We start from the raw sequence: 16,099 nt of genomic DNA, 5'->3' as shown, positions 1-16,099 counted from the left end.
ACCCACTACAAACAAGCTTTGCCACTTAATTATGCGTGCGCATCTAAAATAGCGAGAATTTCATCGGTTTTGGCTTGCATCAAAACTGCATCACCACGCGTTTCTAAATTCAAACGCACAACAGGTTCTGTATTAGATTTACGCAAATTAAAGCGCCATTGCTCAAAACTCAAACTCACACCATCTGTGGTATCAATAGCAATAGAATCCGCTTCAAATTTTGCACGAACCGCTACAATAGCCACATCAGCATCGGCAACTTTTCGATTGATTTCACCTGGAGAAGGATAAGCCGTCATACGCTTAGAAACCAATGTTTGTAGATCAGTACTACGACGAGACAATAAATCCACAACCAACAACCATGGAATCATGCCGCTGTCGCAGTAAGCAAAATCTTTAAAATAATGATGAGCGCTCATCTCGCCACCATACACCGCATCTTCTTTACGCATAATTTCTTTAATATACGCATGACCGGTTTGTGATTGAATCGCTTTACCGCCATTTTGTTCAACAATATCAATTGTATTCCACAATAAACGCGGATCATGAATAATGCTCGCGCCCGGGTTTTTCAACAAAAATGCCTCTGCTAATAACCCAACAATGTAATAACCTTCAATAAAACGGCCGTCTGAGTCCCACAAGAAACAACGATCAAAATCGCCATCCCAAGCAATACCTAAATCTGCCTTATGCGCTTTTACTTGATCACCAGTAACGGCTTGTTGTTCATGTAATAAAGGATTTGGAATACCATTTGGGAAAGTAGAATCAGGCTCGTGATTCATTTTGATAAATTCAATAGGAATATTTTTTTGTTTAAACGCAACTTCTAAACGATCTAAAGTAGGCGCGGCTGCACCATTACCGCCATTAACCACAATACGCATTGGCTTTAGTGTATCTATCGCCACATAACCAATTAAATGTTCAATATACTCTTTAGTGGTATCAACAACAGACATCGTGCCTTTAACATCAGCAAACGTGAAATCGTTTTTCTCAGCCGATAACTTAATATCCAACAAACCCGTATCATTTGATACAGGCTTAGAATCTTCACGTACTAACTTCAAACCATTGTAATCAATAGGATTATGACTAGCCGTAATCATCGCACCGCCAGAAATACCCAAAAACTTAGTCGCAAAATAGATTTCTTCCGTACCACATAACCCAATATCCAGTACATCCACCCCCATATCCATCAAACCTTGGGCAAAGGCATTTTTAATTTCATTAGAAGTCGCGCGAACATCTTCACCTACTACCACTTTAGTAGGATTAATCACCTGCGCATAAGCACAACCAATACGATAAGCAATAGAAGTATCTAATTCAGTGCCAAGCTTGCCACGGATATCGTAGGCTTTGAAACATGTTAATTCAGACATAAAATAAACCAAAAAAAATTTGGCCTATTTTACGTTAAAAGCAGGGGCAACAGCAATTATAAGTTTTTATTGTTTATTTGCAGTCCAAACTAAATCGCATATGCCATCTTTTGGATTAAAAGCAGTAGGAGCTTCTAGCAATAACTCTCTGATTTTTTCATGATTAAATTCATGACAGGCTTTATCTAACTTAACTAGAATTTTCTCAAGCGCCTTCCAGTCAAGCATTACTTCATTGGCTGTCATGATTCTTTCATGAGAAGTGCCAATCACATCATCACCAATAAGTAACTCTTCATACAATTTTTCGCCAGGCCTTAGACCTGTGCATTCAATTGCAATATCCCCCAAAGGATTGGTATCTGACTTTAAGGTAAAACCTGAAAGCTTGATCATTTTTTCAGCTAGATCTTTAATTTTAACAGACTGCCCCATATCAAGGACAAACACATCACCACCTTTACCCATAGCGCCTGCTTGAATCACTAATTGCGCAGCTTCAGGTATCGTCATAAAAAAGCGCGTGATATCAGGATGGGTTAATGTGACTGGCCCACCTTCTTTAATTTGTTTGCGAAACAAAGGAACAACCGAGCCAGAAGAGCCCAAAACATTACCAAAACGCACCATGGTAAAATTGGTTTTTGATTGTTCTTTTGCCAATGATTGTAAAACAAGCTCTGCCATTCTTTTGGTTGTGCCCATAATATTAGTCGGGCGAACCGCTTTATCCGTAGAGATCAAAACAAACTTTTCAACGCCTGCTGAAATCGCAGCTTTAGCCGCATATAACGTTCCAAAAATATTATTACGCACCCCTTCAACTACATTTAATTCAACTAACGGCACATGTTTATAGGCAGCTGCATGATATACAGTTTGAACATTAAAAGATTGATAGACAGTCTCTAACCGATTTTCTTTTTGCACAGAGCCCATGACAGGTAAAATTTCTATTTCTAAATGTTTATCCAAATTAATCGAATTCAATTCTTTTTCAATGGAATACAAAGCAAATTCAGACAGTTCGAATAACACTAATTTACTAGGTTTTTGCAAAATAATTTGGCGGCATAATTCTGATCCTATCGACCCGCCGGCACCGGTGACCAAAACAACTTTATCCGTGATATTGGCAGTCATTAAATTTTGCTTTGGAACAACTGCGTCACGCCCTAATAAGTCCTCAATTCCTACCTCTTTAAATTCAGACACCTTCGCTGAGCCGTCGACTAACTCAGATATACCTGGGATAGTAAATACACCAATTGGCAAAGACTCCAAACTTAACAAAATTTCTTTTCGTCTAGATCGAGTTGCACTAGGAAGAGCCAGGCTTACTTTTTTAACTTTTTTCGTTTTAATTATATTTTCTATTTCGGCAGGACTATAAACTCGAATCCCTTTAATAACTGTCCCTTGTTTAGCGCGCTCATCATCAACAAACGCCACCACATGGTACTCAGGCCCTTGAGTTAAAGCGGTTGCTAACTGAACACCTGCAGATCCTGCACCATAAATTAAAATAGGTTCCTTATTGTAATTATTACCTCGTTCAACAAGTGCGCGAACAGTTAACCTTGAACCACCAACAAGTAAAATCGAAAAACAAAAATAAATTAAAGGGACGGAGCGAGGCAGGGTAATTTCAAAGTAGAAACTTAAAGTAATCAAGCAGAAAGTCGAGATAACGACCCCTGCAACAACTGCCCATAGGGCCTGTGAATTGATGAATCTCAATACAGCTCTATATAAACCTAAACGAGCAAAAGATAATGCGCTAATTATTAAGATCGTAGTGAATAAATACCAATACTCACTTTCAGAAAAGATATCAACGTTATCAAGCCTAAAATAAAAAGCCCCCCAAAAACTGATGAAAATAAAGACACTATCTATGCACAACGAAATTAAGCGTTTGCTAAATCTAGAAAATTCAAATATCCGTGAAATTAAGAACAAGTGCCAGCCTCGATATAATACTAAAAAATATCGGCTACTTTACTCTATCACCCGAGCCATTTCCAATGACTGTCTTAATTATATATATAAAATATTTTTTAATTGACAAGCCTTCGATCATTTTTTGATCTGTTTGCGCAAGTAATTCAGGGGTAGACATGTCGATTGTGTTGATTTGGGCCAAACCTGTAATACCTGGCTTGACTGAATAAACCCCTCTAATATGGCGTTCTTTAATTAATTCAACCTGATTAAATAAGTTAGGCCTCGGCCCCACAAAACTCATTTCACCTTTTAATACATTGATCAATTGTGGCAGTTCATCAATTTTGGTTTTGCGTAAAAAGGAGCCAAATCGTGTAATAGAAGCTGGGCTCGCTAAATGACTCGCAACTGATTTAGTCTCAACACTCATTGTGCGAAACTTAATCAATTTAAAGGGCTTTTTATTACGGCCAACTCGTTCTTGGATAAAAACAGGTGAACCAGTGTCAAATAGCCCAATTATTATTACGATAATTAAAATGGGAAAAGTAATAATTAAACCTAATAAAGCAAGGCAACGTTCAAAAATAGATTTTAGGATTGATTTCATTTTAAATTCTTATTTAGATAAGCTTTAGCAGTCAATTGAATACCTTCATCAAAAGTAAAAGGTGGTTTCCAATCTAAAGTAGACTTGGTCTCTTCAATATCAACCTGTAGTGAGCCACACAATCTTTGTGCAACATCAGATTTACCCACTAATTTTGCCATAAAATTAAGCCATGAACTAGGTAAGGGGATTAAACGATTAGGGACTTTTAATTTGCTAGCGATAGTAGATAATAACTCAGTGGTTGATACATCATGATCATCAGACACTAAAAAAGTTTTATTTGCAGCTTTTGGATGATCGATACAAGTAATAATTAAATCAACTAAATTTTCAATATAAACCAAACTTCTTTGGTTTTTTGTAATGCCACCTAACGGTAAAGGCAAACCTTTAGACATTAAATTCATCATTGAGAAAAAGTTAGCTTTTACACCCGGACCATATACAAGCGGTGGCCGAATGATGACGACTTCCATGCCAGTTTCTTTAGAGATTTTTTTTAAACCAACCTCTGCTTCGTATTTGCTTAATCCATATGGATCACGAGGAATGTATGTATCTGACGAACAAAAAGGGTGATGAAGTTCCGTAGACTCACCATTAACTTTTATTGAACTAATGAAAATAAAACGTTTTACGCCCGCCTTTGCAGCTTGATTAGCTAAATTTAAAGTTCCGCACGTATTAACTTCACGAAAATCTTCGAGTGGATTTAATGATTTATCGTGCATAACATGTGTACGTGCTGCACAATGAATACAAACATTAATACCTTTTAAAAAATGTGAAAAGTTTGTTTCTTTGTTTATACTTCCCCCATAAAAGTCACCATCATCCAAAGTAGTTGGTATTGATCGCCCAAAAGCTTTAATGAATTTACCATCTAAATTCTTTAACAAAGAAGTACCCAAAAAACCTGTTGCACCTGTTAAACCGATCATTTGAAAATATACCCTAAAAATTTCGACGGATATTTAGATAATAACAAAAACCAATTGGTTTTAATTTTATTTGAGCGGCAAGATTGAATTATTTCTTTATTCAAAAGATATGTTGATTTAATTCCTGATGTACTAACTCCACCCAATCGCATTTTAACTATTTCTTCTTCTAAATATATTGATTTAAATTTTGGTAATGTAAACAACCTTAATAACATATCAAAATCAGATGCAATTTTAAAATCTGTACGATATTCACCCGCTTTAAGATACTCACCTCTTTTAACATAACAAGATGGATGCGCAGGCATCATGCCTCGCTTAAATTTTGAAATTGAAAAGCCTTTTGAGGAATAGTGCCTCTTCTTTACGTTGAAATTATCATCCGAATAAAAGCCGATATCACCATAAACACAACCATAAGCCCCCATATGGTCGACAATATTTTGTATGACATTATTATTAGCTAAAACGTCATCTGAATTTAAAATACCAACAACATCGCCAGTTGCTAGTTTTATACCTTTATTCATAGCATCATAAAGCCCATCATCTTGTTCACTTACTAAAACATCCACAAAATCACAATATTTTTCAATTAATAAGCCCGTATTATCAGTTGAACCGCCATCAATAATTATATATTCAATATCACAATAATCTTGCGAAACGACTGATTTGATAGTGTCCTCAATTGTAGAAGATGAATTATAACATACAGTAATAATTGAAACTTTCATAAAAAAACCTAATAAAAAAATGTAATGTGTAACATTTAGTAACAAAAAAACAATTTAAAATATACACTCTTCTCAAGACAAAAGACAAATATTTAAAAAGACTTACGATAAATCATAAGCTTGTAGAACTCAAAGTAGTGACAATACTTAAATTCGTTGACACCAACAATAAAAAATACAAAAAAACAAGCACTGTAAGCGCACCCCATTTCATTTTATAATTTTTATTTTGATTATCCAAAATCAAAATTATAAGGATGGGCTCCAATAAAAACCTATAAGCAGAAAACCTATTAAACGCGATATCAGATTGAAGAAAAAAGGAAGAAACTAAAAAAACAATAACATAGACCTTCAACACTAATAGTAGTTGTAAATTCTTATTTTTCCTATTCACAAAAGAACCTAATGAAGTAAAAATAAAAAATGAGATAATAGTAAAATTAATTCTAGGCAAACTTCTTGAAAAATATATATTTAATTTATCATTCAATATTTCTGGCATTGGAAATATATTTAACAATTCATAAACAAACCCAGAAAAACTTAAACATACCAACATAAATAAAATGATAAATAACTGATAAATTTTGAATCTAATTAATAAAGGAACAATTAGAAAGAAAATAGCAGTTACATGAAACATTGATGCCAAAAGTATTAACAACATATATTTAAATGTATTTCTGTCTTTAATATACAGTGAAACTGCAAATATAAAAATAGAAACAGCACCTGCTTGCCTAATTGCATTAGCGAATAAAAAAACAAATGTAAACGAACATAAAAACATAAAAAAAGCAAATACATATTTTTCCGTGAAATTTTTATATGATTTAATCAGAATAAAAGTACAAAAAAATGAATAAACAAACAAATAAACTACACCACTTGATGTAAATCTTGAAGTTAAATACATAAAAAAAGAAAAAAGTGGTTCCAATATATAATGCTTGTGCTTTTGGTACTCGTCAAAAAAAACAGAAAGGGAAAACTCACTTTGGTTAGCCATTGACAGAAAAGCCTCAATATATAATCGAGTGTCATACCCTCCGCTCAACGATCGTGATGCTAAAAACATTGAAGCTATTATTGGAAAAATATAAATTAATGCAGAATGTTTTAACCCCCTCCTAAAAAAACTATAGATTCCACTAAGTACTAAACTTACGGAAAACAATATATAATAATTTAAAATAATCATAGCGCTCTTAATTTGATGGCAAGTTGAAGTAATAAATTTCTAATTAAAAATATTTTTATAACATTTGATCCTATTTGACCTACTATATTTTGATTCGAATCGATCAAGTAGCTCATTGCTTATTTTTTTTCTTGCAGGCTGATCAAGACTTTCAAACTCAAGAATCCTAGTTATTAATTCTTTTTTATTTTTTGGTTCAAACAGAAATGGGTATTCTTCACCAACCATCTCACTTATGAACCCTACCTTTGATGCAATTATAGGTACTCCCAATGACATTGCTTCTAAAATCACTAACGGCGCACCTTCGTTCCATGAAGGTAATATTAATGCATGACAGCAAGCAATAATTGATTTTTTTTTATCCCCATCGATTGAGCCATTAATTGTAATATTTTCATCAACATACTTTTCCTTTAACTGCATTATCGAAATACCAGGAGTTTCCCCTCCAAAACAAAGCAACTTCAACTTCACACAAGCCCATGCATCCAAAAGATCATATATACCTTTCTCTTTAATATAATTTGACAAATATAAATAGTAATTAGTTTTACATTTTTCAACTTTATACCTCATTAAATCTACACTATTACAAATATAACTATACTTTGAAACCCACATTATTTTTTTATTGTTAAATTCTTTGACCTGCGCCTCACTAATCAGCGCAATTTTATCAGCCAAATAAAAAATTATAAAATTCAAAAAATAAATCAACCAGTTACTTCGAACTTTTACTAAATAATCCCCCCTATGTATATGGATAATTATTTTTGTATGCCGTGAAAAAAATGTAACAACAAGACATAGCAGCAATAATTTAATTGATCCAAACGCACTCAAATTTAATACACTATAAAAAAAATCAGGCTTACTAATTCTAATACCTTTAAAAATACTAATTAACACGTTAAAGAAACATAATATTTTTGAAAACCCTGCTTTACCATATTTAGACAAATCATTAACTTCCTCATAAACCTCAATTATGAACTCTTTTTTTAAATCCTTTAAAAAGAGATCATTTGACATTGATATACCATGACATGCATAGCGCGATGTTTCCCCATAAAATAATATTTTTTTCATATTACAATTCACTTATTTTTTTAAAGTTTATTTTCAAAACACAACAATACCAATCACAACAAACTTGCCAAACTAATAATTTGAAACCTTTCAGATACCCCTGTTGATCTTAAAGGAATTATTTTAAATATTTCGCGTTGTTTTTCATCAAACACATTTAGATCATATAATTTATCACATGCACTAATTAAATCTTTCTTAAAAAAGTGCAATACATTTACATGTGACTCTGTATGATATTTATTTGGAAATATTATACGCCCTTTTGTCAATCTTGCTGTCATTGCAGAAAGTAAATTTTGCAGTTTAAAATCGATTTTTTTAAGTAACCCCATAATTTTTTCATTGGCAAATACATTACCTTGAATAAAATGCTTGGATGAAATATCGTCTAAATTATATTTTTCTATTAATCCACTATCAAATAATAAGTCTATTATTTTCTTACGCTTACGAAATTTTAAAGGAATGGATATCATTAATTGAAGTAGGTTATAATTAGCATAAGGTAAATTAATATCTAAAAATTGTGATTGTTGAAATGATAAGTTTATATGAAATTTTTGATTACGTTCAGTAACATATCTATATTCATCATAAGAGCTGTAATTAGATTTTGGATCATACAATAAAAAAATATTTTTAATATCATCCTCTATATTCTTTCTCACTATTTTGTCTAAATCACAATTTAGATTCAATATATTTAATAAGGAATTACTTTGCTTATTATTTTCACCAGAACATTCATAACCAAAAAGAGCGTCAGAATAATAGTTGCATATCTGCGTCAACTCATTATCCTCATATTCATCCAATATAGAACATATATGTGAATGCTGTATACCAATTTGACCGCATGTGAATTTTGGAAGAAAATCAATTGTATTACGATAGGATTCCTCAGTTAAAACGTACAACTTATTATCATTTAGATTATAATTTTGACATACTTTTTTAGCTATCTTATATTCCATACTGTATTTTGTTGAACAATATGTAAATGTATCAACCATATGTGCTTTACCAACTTTATTCAGATAAGCAGCAGACAACCTACTATCCATGCCTCCACTAACCCCCATTAAATATTTACCTTCAGGAATTTTATTAAAAATATCTAATAGCGCAGAATCAAGTCTCTTAATATATTTATTCTCATCTAATAATTCAGTATTTTCATAAACATTGAAATCCCAATATCTTTTTAATTTTATATTTTCTTTCGTAATATTTAATCTGCAAGCTGACGGAAATTGACTTACATCCTCATATAACGTTCTCCTCCATAAGCAAGTTCCGAATAAAATAATTTCCCACAAACCTGCATTGTCAATTTCTTTTTTAAATACACTAGGAATTAAATCTGGATTACTTGTGACAATTAGACCATCTAATTCTTTAGCATAATATAGTGGAATTGTACAAAATAGATCATTAATAATTTCCAAACTAATTTGATTATATTTAATTAACACCCCATTGTTTTTCTTTAAAAAAACACATTCATCCATATCATCTTTTAAAACAACATCGTTTACATCTTTATCATTTGAAATAAAAGTATATACTTTTGACTTCATAATGAACAAACCATTTGTTTCGATATCCACAATAGGTTTAGTACTTTCAGAAAATTTAATTTTAATTTTAATAAATCTATTTTTCATTTATTACCCACCTCTTTTTTAATTCTAAATAGTTTGTTCAGTTTTTACCACACCAAACACTACTATTGCTTTAAAAAATAATTTAATTGAAGCACTTAAAACAATACCGATTAAAAACCCAATAAAACCAAACTTAATAGTTAAAACAATTTTTACAACAAGCGAAATTGTATATGAAATCATATCATTTACTGCAATATTCTTTTCTTTAGAGCGACTTAATAAAAAATTATGCAACAATTGATTTATTGTCAACAATGTCAATGTTGGAAATATCAAAACCAATGTTAAAGTAACGCTATCAACTACACCCAATAATTTCTCACTAAATATCAAGAATAAAAAAACGTCACCATATAAGTAAATTATTGGAAACAAAAGCAAACTAACTAAACATATTATCACTGATAACAATTTTACGAATTTATGATCTGAATATTTCTCACTTACAGTATTACTTTTACAAAATCGCGTAAGAGTTGGCGTAACAAACACAGTATTTATAACTGTAATTAAAGCACCATAAATCCTCTGGACGAACGTTACCAATGAAAGAAATCCTGGAGCCAAAAAACTAGCGATATATTTCTCAACTATATCTTCAGTACGATAATACACACCACTTACAAAAAAATATTTTGATCTTTCAAACAATTCCTTTGCTAATTTTTTATTATAATTAATTTTAGTTAAAAATTTAAAATTAAAATACAATAAAATAATTAGTAGAGTTAATTTTATAGTTGCTTGAGTTAATAGAGCACCAACAACTCCCATATTTTTCACAAAACAAAAACAGACTATCAACCCTGCTAATGATGAAATAAAATTAATTAAAATTGCTCGACCAAATCTTGAAGAGGCATTTTCAAAACAAATAAAAACTTGTGCAAGAATATCGATAATAAAAATAATACAGGAAATTAAAACAAGTAAATAAATATATTTCATAGAGAATACTTCTGAATAATTACCATATAAAATATTTATAATAAATGGAAACAACAAAATCACCCCTCCCACAACCAACAAAGCCCAGGAAAACACTATATAAAATACACTAGATATAGTTTTTTCAATTCCATTTCGTATCAGCATTGGTGTAATAACATTCGTCAAACTCCAGCCAACTGAACTCAATAAGAAAAGATAGACAGAAAGTGTCATATAGTAAATATCAAGATCTAACCCAAACCCTAAAACTGAAGCAATAATAATAGTTGTAAAAAAGTTAGTAAATACTAAACCTGCAGAAAACACTAACAAACGTCCCTTTGATTTAATTAGATTTTTCATTCTTATACTCTTTTATAATTTCAGAGACACGATCATAAACTTCATGCCCATCATTCATCAGCCTACAATAAGCTTGATCACTAATTTTTTTTATCAATTCTGGTTTTTTTAACAAATCTTTAATAATATTCACACATTGGTTTTTATCTGTGAAAAATAAAATTTCCTCTCCAGGTTGATACAAACTTGCCAAATCTTCAGTATACTCAGAAAGCATTAATGTTTTCGTAGCGGGAATTTCAAAAACACGACGAGTATAAGTATCATTATTAAGTTTTGATAAAAAAACTAATGCTATTTTAGCACCATTCAATACTTTATTATAATTTGAATAGACAGGATTAATTTCACCAGTAAATTTTTTTATTTCATTAATTAATGGCGATTTATCCCAACTAGTTCCATATAATTTAAGGGCTACACCTGATTTCAAAATATGTAAAATAACTTGGTCGCGCCCATCATTTTCAAAATGACCTATAAATACAACATCTGACATTAAACTTTTTTTAACTGTTTTTTTTGACATTAAAAAATTTTTATTTTTAAGGTAATATGATCTCAAAATTGAAGTATTCTCATAACCAACTTTATTATAATCATTTAAATTTTTATTTCGGTAAGAAAAAATATGATCATATTGATTTATACTACGAACAAAATGCCTCCAAAAATATTTTGGGTAATGCGGACTAAAAGGATCATCATTATTATAACCAAATACAATCGCCCCAGTTTTTTTGAGTTTTTTGATTGTGTTTGGGTAAATATGAGTTCCTCTATAAATAAATATAAGATCATATTTATTGCATAATACATCTGCTATTAAATCATGATTAATTCTTAATATCACAGGTCCAAAAGTAAATTTATTTTGAAACCTGTAATACAATGATAATAAAACATTTTTCTTTACTGAGTATCTATTTGCATATTGATAGTACTTGAAGTATTGAATCCATGAAAATTTCGATACTTTACATCCATGCTCCATGAAAGCTTGATAAAATGACTCTTCATATATTTCAGCAAGCCAGTCACCAACAACTAAAACTTTCATATTGTATACCTAGGTGTTTTATTAACCACCTATTTCTCTTTTATAATTTTAGGTAGATTCAAGAATGATATGCCATTTTTATCTTTTTCGGATAAGATTGGTGATTCTAACTCATTCAATGGCCATTCTATTTTAATGACGGGATCATCCCACAATAAACTTTGCTCAAATTCTGGATTATAATAATCGCTACACTTATAAACAAATTCAGCTTCTTCACTCATTACTAAAAATCCATGAGCAAATCCTTCAGGCACCCACAATTGCCTTTTATTATCAGCTGACAAATATTCACCAACCCATTCCCCGTAAGTATTTGATTCTTTTCTAAGGTCAACGGCCACATCAAATACCTCACCTTGTACAACTCGAACCAACTTTCCTTGACAATTTTTTGTTTGGAAATGTAATCCTCGTAAAATTCCTTTTTTAGATTTAGAATGATTATCTTGAACAAAACATTTATCACTAACTAAGTTGCGAAACTTTTTATCATTCCATGTTTCCATGAAAAATCCACGTTCATCACCAAATACAGTTGGTTCAATTATTTTTACAGAGTCAATTTTAGTACATTTAATTTTCATTTTCAGAATTACTCATTTACCTTTATAAAATGAAACTATTTCAGAAACAACTTTTTTTGCATCCTCCATAGTCATATTAGGATGAAGTGGAATACTCAATGCATCATCATTTAATAATTCACTATTTTTTAACCTAACATCCATTTGAGAATACAAAGGATTTAAATGTAAGGGATGATATCTTAAAGTAGTATATATTTTATTATCGAGTAAATGTTTTGCTAATTCATCTCGTTTTGGCGCTCTTATACAATAGGTAAAATACGAGTGCTGATCCCCTTCATTTGCTTCAACTGGTGTTTTAATTTGAGAAAGTTTTGCCAAATTTTCTTGATAATAGTTCCAAATATCTTTCCTTATTTGCTGAAGATCATCCAATCTATTTAATTGTTCGACTGCAATAGCTCCAGCAATATCAGAAGGATTCATTTTAATAAAAGCTTCTTCGATTTGATATTCCCACCACCGTTTTTTTCCATTTGTTGAAGCCTCAAAACCTGATTTACCAATTCCGCAGTATCTTAGTTTTTTTGCTCTTATTGCATCTTTATTTGATTTAATAGTGACACCACCACCTTCACCAACAGCCAAATTCTTAACTGCATCGAAACTATAAATTCCAACATCAGCAATACCGCCACAAGCCTGACCTTTATAATATGAATCTACTGCATGTGCAGCATCTTCAACTATCGGAAAACCTAATTCTTTTATTCTATCTAAATCCACAGGTAAACCAGCATAATGAACGACCATTATTGCTGAGGTATTACTAGTTATTTTTTCTTGAACAGTTTCCTTGGTAACATTCATTGTAACTAAATCAACATCACAAAATATAGGTTTTAATCCAGCTAATATAACTGCTTGAGCACATGACACCCAAGTAAAAGTGGGAACAATAACTTCAGTCCCTTTTGGTAAGTCTAAGAGTGTTATCGCCATATATAATGCGTTAGAACCGCTATCTACCATCAAAAAATTTTCGAGACCTAATCTTTTCTTAAAATTGCTTTCAAATTTTGCAACTTTTGGCCCCATACCCATCCATTGTTTACTCATTGAATCTGCTACAGATTCTATTTCTTTTTCACCTACATGCGACCCAAAAACTGTAATCATGATTATTTCACCTTAATTAAATATTTTTTCATGTTATTTCCCGAATAGTACTCTAACAATGAGTAATTGTCGTATTTTGCTTTAACTATAAAATTATTATTTAAATACCAATTAAAGGCAGGATTATCATTTAAAACTACACAACTAATTGTTAATTGATATTTAACTTTTAGATAACTCAACATTACTGAAAAAGCATCTGACATTTTAAAAGGTTTATGTGATGTTTTTTCTCCTCTCATAATATTATACACATCAACACCTCCATCTTTTAATCGATACCCCATGCATCCAATACTTACACCATCAACAATCACTACAAACATAATATTTTCAGGATCATTTTGATATTCAGAAAACCAAGTATACTGCTCTGATGATGTAATTTCATTTTTATGAAAAAAGCTTCCCCTATGTTTATTCTTCCAAACCCTCAGACTTTCAATATCTTCTACTAAAATACTTTTTAATATAAAACTTTCATATTCATCTGTAATAATCATTTCATAACCTCAACTAATTTTTTAGCCCAATATTTACCATCATATTGATTTGCTATATAAAGTGCTTTGTCGGACATCGCTTTAATCAATGAGCAATCCTCGTAAAAACGCAAAATCAGCAACATTAGATCATCTACTGATTCAGGAGAATACGAAAAACCATTCTCCCCTTCTATCAAGCAATCATTTACAGCTCCCGCACAATTAGAACCAATTACAGGGGTTCCTGACGCTAATGCAAGAACTGTAGCACCATAAGCATCTTTTCGAGCAGGGTGAATAAACACATCACAATTCGATAATTGATTTTGATATTCTAAAGGTGATATCCAGCCCAAAAATTCGATTTTATCAGCTATATTCAAGTATTTCGATTGAGATTTTAGATTATTAAGCTCTGGACCCTCACCTGCTAAATTTAATTTTATATTACAATTTCTCTCTAATTGACCTAACGCAGCAATTAAAAGGTCAAACCCTTTATCGAATGTCAACCTACTTCCTGCAAAAATTTTAAGGTATTTCGTTCTCGAATTAAATTTTTTATATTTTACTACTTCTACCTGTATAGGTAAATTATGTAATCTATTTTTATTAAACCCATTTAAAATAAAATATTCTACTGTGTTTTTTCCAGCACAAAATAATTGAATTTTAGAATTTTTAAGTAAAAAATAAAAAATTTTTCGAAGTTTTATTTTCAACCAACCTCTTTCTTTCTTTTCATCTGGTAAATCGAACCACATAAAAAGATTCAACCTAAAGAATACAGCTAATATAAACAAAACTCTTGTTGTTGAATTGCTCCATCCAACCATTAAAAATTTTTCAACTTTATGTTTAGCTAAAAAATATTTTAATAATCTAAAATTCAATTTCGTGCCATATATTTCAGATTCAATAATTTCATTATTAAGATCAACATTCCAATTATACTGTTTTGATTTTTTTACTGCATACCATAATTTCATATCACAATTATCTAGTACATTTTTAATTAGAATATTATTATGTGGAGTTGCTTCATCTTGTATAAAATTAATGATTTCCATTAATTAACCCCAAAATATATTTACCATAATTTGTTTTATTTAATTCCGAGTTGTCAAATTTAGTTTTTTTCAAATCAATCCAGCCGTTATTGTTCGCAATTTCTTCCAAGCAAGCAATTTTAAAGCCTTGTCTTGATTCAACTGTATAGACAAATTGAGATGCATCAAGAAGACTTTTATGAGTTCCAGTGTCCAACCATGCATATCCTCGCCCCAAGACCTCAACATTTAGCAGACCTTTTCCAAGATATACATTATTAACATCAGTGATTTCCAACTCTCCACGTACCGATGGTAAAATAGACTTTGCAATTTCCACTACCTCATTATCGTAAAAATAAAGCCCTGTTATTGCGTAGCTTGACTTTGGAGCCTTAGGTTTTTCTTCAATAGAGACCGCTTTATTTTTTTCATCAAACTCAACTACACCAAATCTATGCGGATCATTAACACGATACCCAAACACAGTTGCCCCAATTTTTTGTTTTTTTGCATTTAGTAACTTAGGAGTAAGTTGTGGTCCGTAAAAAATATTATCGCCTAAGATCAAACAAACTGAATCACTCCCAATGAATTTTTCGCCAATTATAAATGCTTGCGCTAAACCGTCGGGTGTTTTTTGGACCTTATATTGTAATTTAATACCGAATTTTGATCCATCACCTAACAATCGCTTGAAACTATTCTTATCTTCGGGCGTTGTAATGATTAATATTTCTTGAATACCTGCTAACATTAATACTGATAATGGATAGTAAATCATAGGTTTATCATAAACAGGTAATAACTGCTTAGATACTCCGATTGTGAGTGGATATAATCTTGTCCCTGAACCACCAGCTAAAATTATACCTTTATAATTAGCCAAAACT

General features: G+C 31.1%; 15 protein-coding genes. All 15 read right to left on the bottom strand.

Annotated elements, in window-relative coordinates; genetic code table 11:
* Nucleotides 1-29 precede the first annotated feature (29 nt).
* Nucleotides 30-1,400 carry a phosphomannomutase CpsG gene (locus TYM08_RS03470; RefSeq protein ID WP_422381579.1) on the bottom strand — a complete coding sequence of 457 codons (1,371 nt, stop codon included), beginning with the start codon at nucleotides 1,398-1,400 and terminating at the stop codon, nucleotides 30-32.
* Nucleotides 1,401-1,466: 66 nt separating this feature from the next.
* Nucleotides 1,467-3,362, bottom strand: coding sequence for a polysaccharide biosynthesis protein (locus tag TYM08_RS03465; protein ID WP_422381578.1), 1,896 nt, complete (start codon nucleotides 3,360-3,362; stop codon nucleotides 1,467-1,469).
* A 34-nt stretch (nucleotides 3,363-3,396) separates the two neighbouring features.
* Entirely contained in the window at nucleotides 3,397-3,957 is a 561-nt protein-coding gene (locus tag TYM08_RS03460; RefSeq protein WP_422381577.1) for a sugar transferase, read from the bottom strand.
* Complete coding sequence (locus tag TYM08_RS03455) at nucleotides 3,954-4,901, bottom strand: UDP-glucose 4-epimerase family protein (RefSeq protein WP_422381576.1); 948 nt, start codon at nucleotides 4,899-4,901, stop codon at nucleotides 3,954-3,956. The genes TYM08_RS03460 and TYM08_RS03455 overlap by 4 nt, the downstream gene beginning before the upstream one ends.
* Complete coding sequence (locus tag TYM08_RS03450; protein WP_422381575.1) at nucleotides 4,898-5,641, bottom strand: glycosyltransferase family 2 protein; 744 nt, start codon at nucleotides 5,639-5,641, stop codon at nucleotides 4,898-4,900. The genes TYM08_RS03455 and TYM08_RS03450 overlap by 4 nt, the downstream gene beginning before the upstream one ends.
* A 112-nt stretch (nucleotides 5,642-5,753) precedes the next feature.
* Nucleotides 5,754-6,845 carry an EpsG family protein gene (locus TYM08_RS03445; RefSeq protein ID WP_422381574.1) on the bottom strand — a complete coding sequence of 364 codons (1,092 nt, stop codon included), beginning with the start codon at nucleotides 6,843-6,845 and terminating at the stop codon, nucleotides 5,754-5,756.
* A gap of 39 nt (nucleotides 6,846-6,884) precedes the next feature.
* The gene (locus TYM08_RS03440) at nucleotides 6,885-7,937 is read right to left on the bottom strand and encodes a glycosyltransferase family 4 protein (RefSeq protein WP_422381573.1); all 1,053 of its coding nucleotides are present in this window, start codon (nucleotides 7,935-7,937) and stop codon (nucleotides 6,885-6,887) included.
* A 53-nt stretch (nucleotides 7,938-7,990) separates the two neighbouring features.
* The gene (locus TYM08_RS03435; RefSeq protein WP_422381572.1) at nucleotides 7,991-9,607 is read right to left on the bottom strand and encodes a hypothetical protein; all 1,617 of its coding nucleotides are present in this window, start codon (nucleotides 9,605-9,607) and stop codon (nucleotides 7,991-7,993) included.
* A gap of 24 nt (nucleotides 9,608-9,631) precedes the next feature.
* Nucleotides 9,632-10,903: a hypothetical protein gene (locus tag TYM08_RS03430; protein WP_422381571.1), complete on the bottom strand. Its 1,272-nt coding sequence runs from the start codon at nucleotides 10,901-10,903 to the stop codon at nucleotides 9,632-9,634.
* Complete coding sequence (locus tag TYM08_RS03425; protein WP_422381570.1) at nucleotides 10,887-11,963, bottom strand: glycosyltransferase family protein; 1,077 nt, start codon at nucleotides 11,961-11,963, stop codon at nucleotides 10,887-10,889. The genes TYM08_RS03430 and TYM08_RS03425 overlap by 17 nt, the downstream gene beginning before the upstream one ends.
* A 29-nt stretch (nucleotides 11,964-11,992) precedes the next feature.
* On the bottom strand, nucleotides 11,993-12,550 hold the full coding sequence (gene rfbC / locus TYM08_RS03420; protein ID WP_422381569.1) for a dTDP-4-dehydrorhamnose 3,5-epimerase: 558 nt from the start codon (nucleotides 12,548-12,550) through the stop codon (nucleotides 11,993-11,995).
* Between the two features lie 12 nt (nucleotides 12,551-12,562).
* Nucleotides 12,563-13,672, bottom strand: coding sequence for a DegT/DnrJ/EryC1/StrS family aminotransferase (locus TYM08_RS03415; RefSeq protein WP_422381568.1), 1,110 nt, complete (start codon nucleotides 13,670-13,672; stop codon nucleotides 12,563-12,565).
* Nucleotides 13,673-13,674: 2 nt separating this feature from the next.
* Nucleotides 13,675-14,175, bottom strand: a complete 501-nt coding sequence (locus TYM08_RS03410) for a hypothetical protein (protein ID WP_422381567.1) — start codon at nucleotides 14,173-14,175, stop codon at nucleotides 13,675-13,677.
* Nucleotides 14,172-15,227 carry a glycosyltransferase family 4 protein gene (locus TYM08_RS03405; RefSeq protein ID WP_422381566.1) on the bottom strand — a complete coding sequence of 352 codons (1,056 nt, stop codon included), beginning with the start codon at nucleotides 15,225-15,227 and terminating at the stop codon, nucleotides 14,172-14,174. Before TYM08_RS03405 ends, TYM08_RS03410 begins: the two co-directional genes overlap by 4 nt.
* Complete coding sequence (gene rfbA / locus TYM08_RS03400) at nucleotides 15,214-16,095, bottom strand: glucose-1-phosphate thymidylyltransferase RfbA (protein ID WP_422381565.1); 882 nt, start codon at nucleotides 16,093-16,095, stop codon at nucleotides 15,214-15,216. The genes TYM08_RS03405 and rfbA overlap by 14 nt, the downstream gene beginning before the upstream one ends.
* Nucleotides 16,096-16,099: the final 4 nt, after the last annotated feature.

Origin of the sequence: Marinicellulosiphila megalodicopiae, from assembly GCF_045862395.1 — a bacterium.
Lineage (GTDB): Bacteria > Pseudomonadota > Gammaproteobacteria > Pseudomonadales > Natronospirillaceae > Marinicellulosiphila > Marinicellulosiphila megalodicopiae.
This window is presented reverse-complemented; position numbering and strand designations above follow the sequence as displayed.

Bases quoted from the DNA above. Each gene is read 5' to 3' on its own strand.
- TYM08_RS03470 (WP_422381579.1), bottom strand. From the start codon at position 1,400: ATGTCTGAATTAACATGTTTCAAAGCCTACGATATCCGTGGCAAGCTT.
- TYM08_RS03460 (WP_422381577.1), bottom strand. From the start codon at position 3,957: ATGAAATCAATCCTAAAATCTATTTTTGAACGTTGCCTTGCTTTATTA.
- TYM08_RS03455 (WP_422381576.1), bottom strand. From the start codon at position 4,901: ATGATCGGTTTAACAGGTGCAACAGGTTTTTTGGGTACTTCTTTGTTA.
- TYM08_RS03450 (WP_422381575.1), bottom strand. From the start codon at position 5,641: ATGAAAGTTTCAATTATTACTGTATGTTATAATTCATCTTCTACAATT.
- TYM08_RS03445 (WP_422381574.1), bottom strand. From the start codon at position 6,845: ATGATTATTTTAAATTATTATATATTGTTTTCCGTAAGTTTAGTACTT.
- TYM08_RS03440 (WP_422381573.1), bottom strand. From the start codon at position 7,937: ATGAAAAAAATATTATTTTATGGGGAAACATCGCGCTATGCATGTCAT.
- TYM08_RS03435 (WP_422381572.1), bottom strand. From the start codon at position 9,607: ATGAAAAATAGATTTATTAAAATTAAAATTAAATTTTCTGAAAGTACT.
- TYM08_RS03430 (WP_422381571.1), bottom strand. From the start codon at position 10,903: ATGAAAAATCTAATTAAATCAAAGGGACGTTTGTTAGTGTTTTCTGCA.
- TYM08_RS03425 (WP_422381570.1), bottom strand. From the start codon at position 11,963: ATGAAAGTTTTAGTTGTTGGTGACTGGCTTGCTGAAATATATGAAGAG.
- rfbC (WP_422381569.1), bottom strand. From the start codon at position 12,550: ATGAAAATTAAATGTACTAAAATTGACTCTGTAAAAATAATTGAACCA.
- TYM08_RS03415 (WP_422381568.1), bottom strand. From the start codon at position 13,672: ATGATTACAGTTTTTGGGTCGCATGTAGGTGAAAAAGAAATAGAATCT.
- TYM08_RS03410 (WP_422381567.1), bottom strand. From the start codon at position 14,175: ATGATTATTACAGATGAATATGAAAGTTTTATATTAAAAAGTATTTTA.
- TYM08_RS03405 (WP_422381566.1), bottom strand. From the start codon at position 15,227: ATGGAAATCATTAATTTTATACAAGATGAAGCAACTCCACATAATAAT.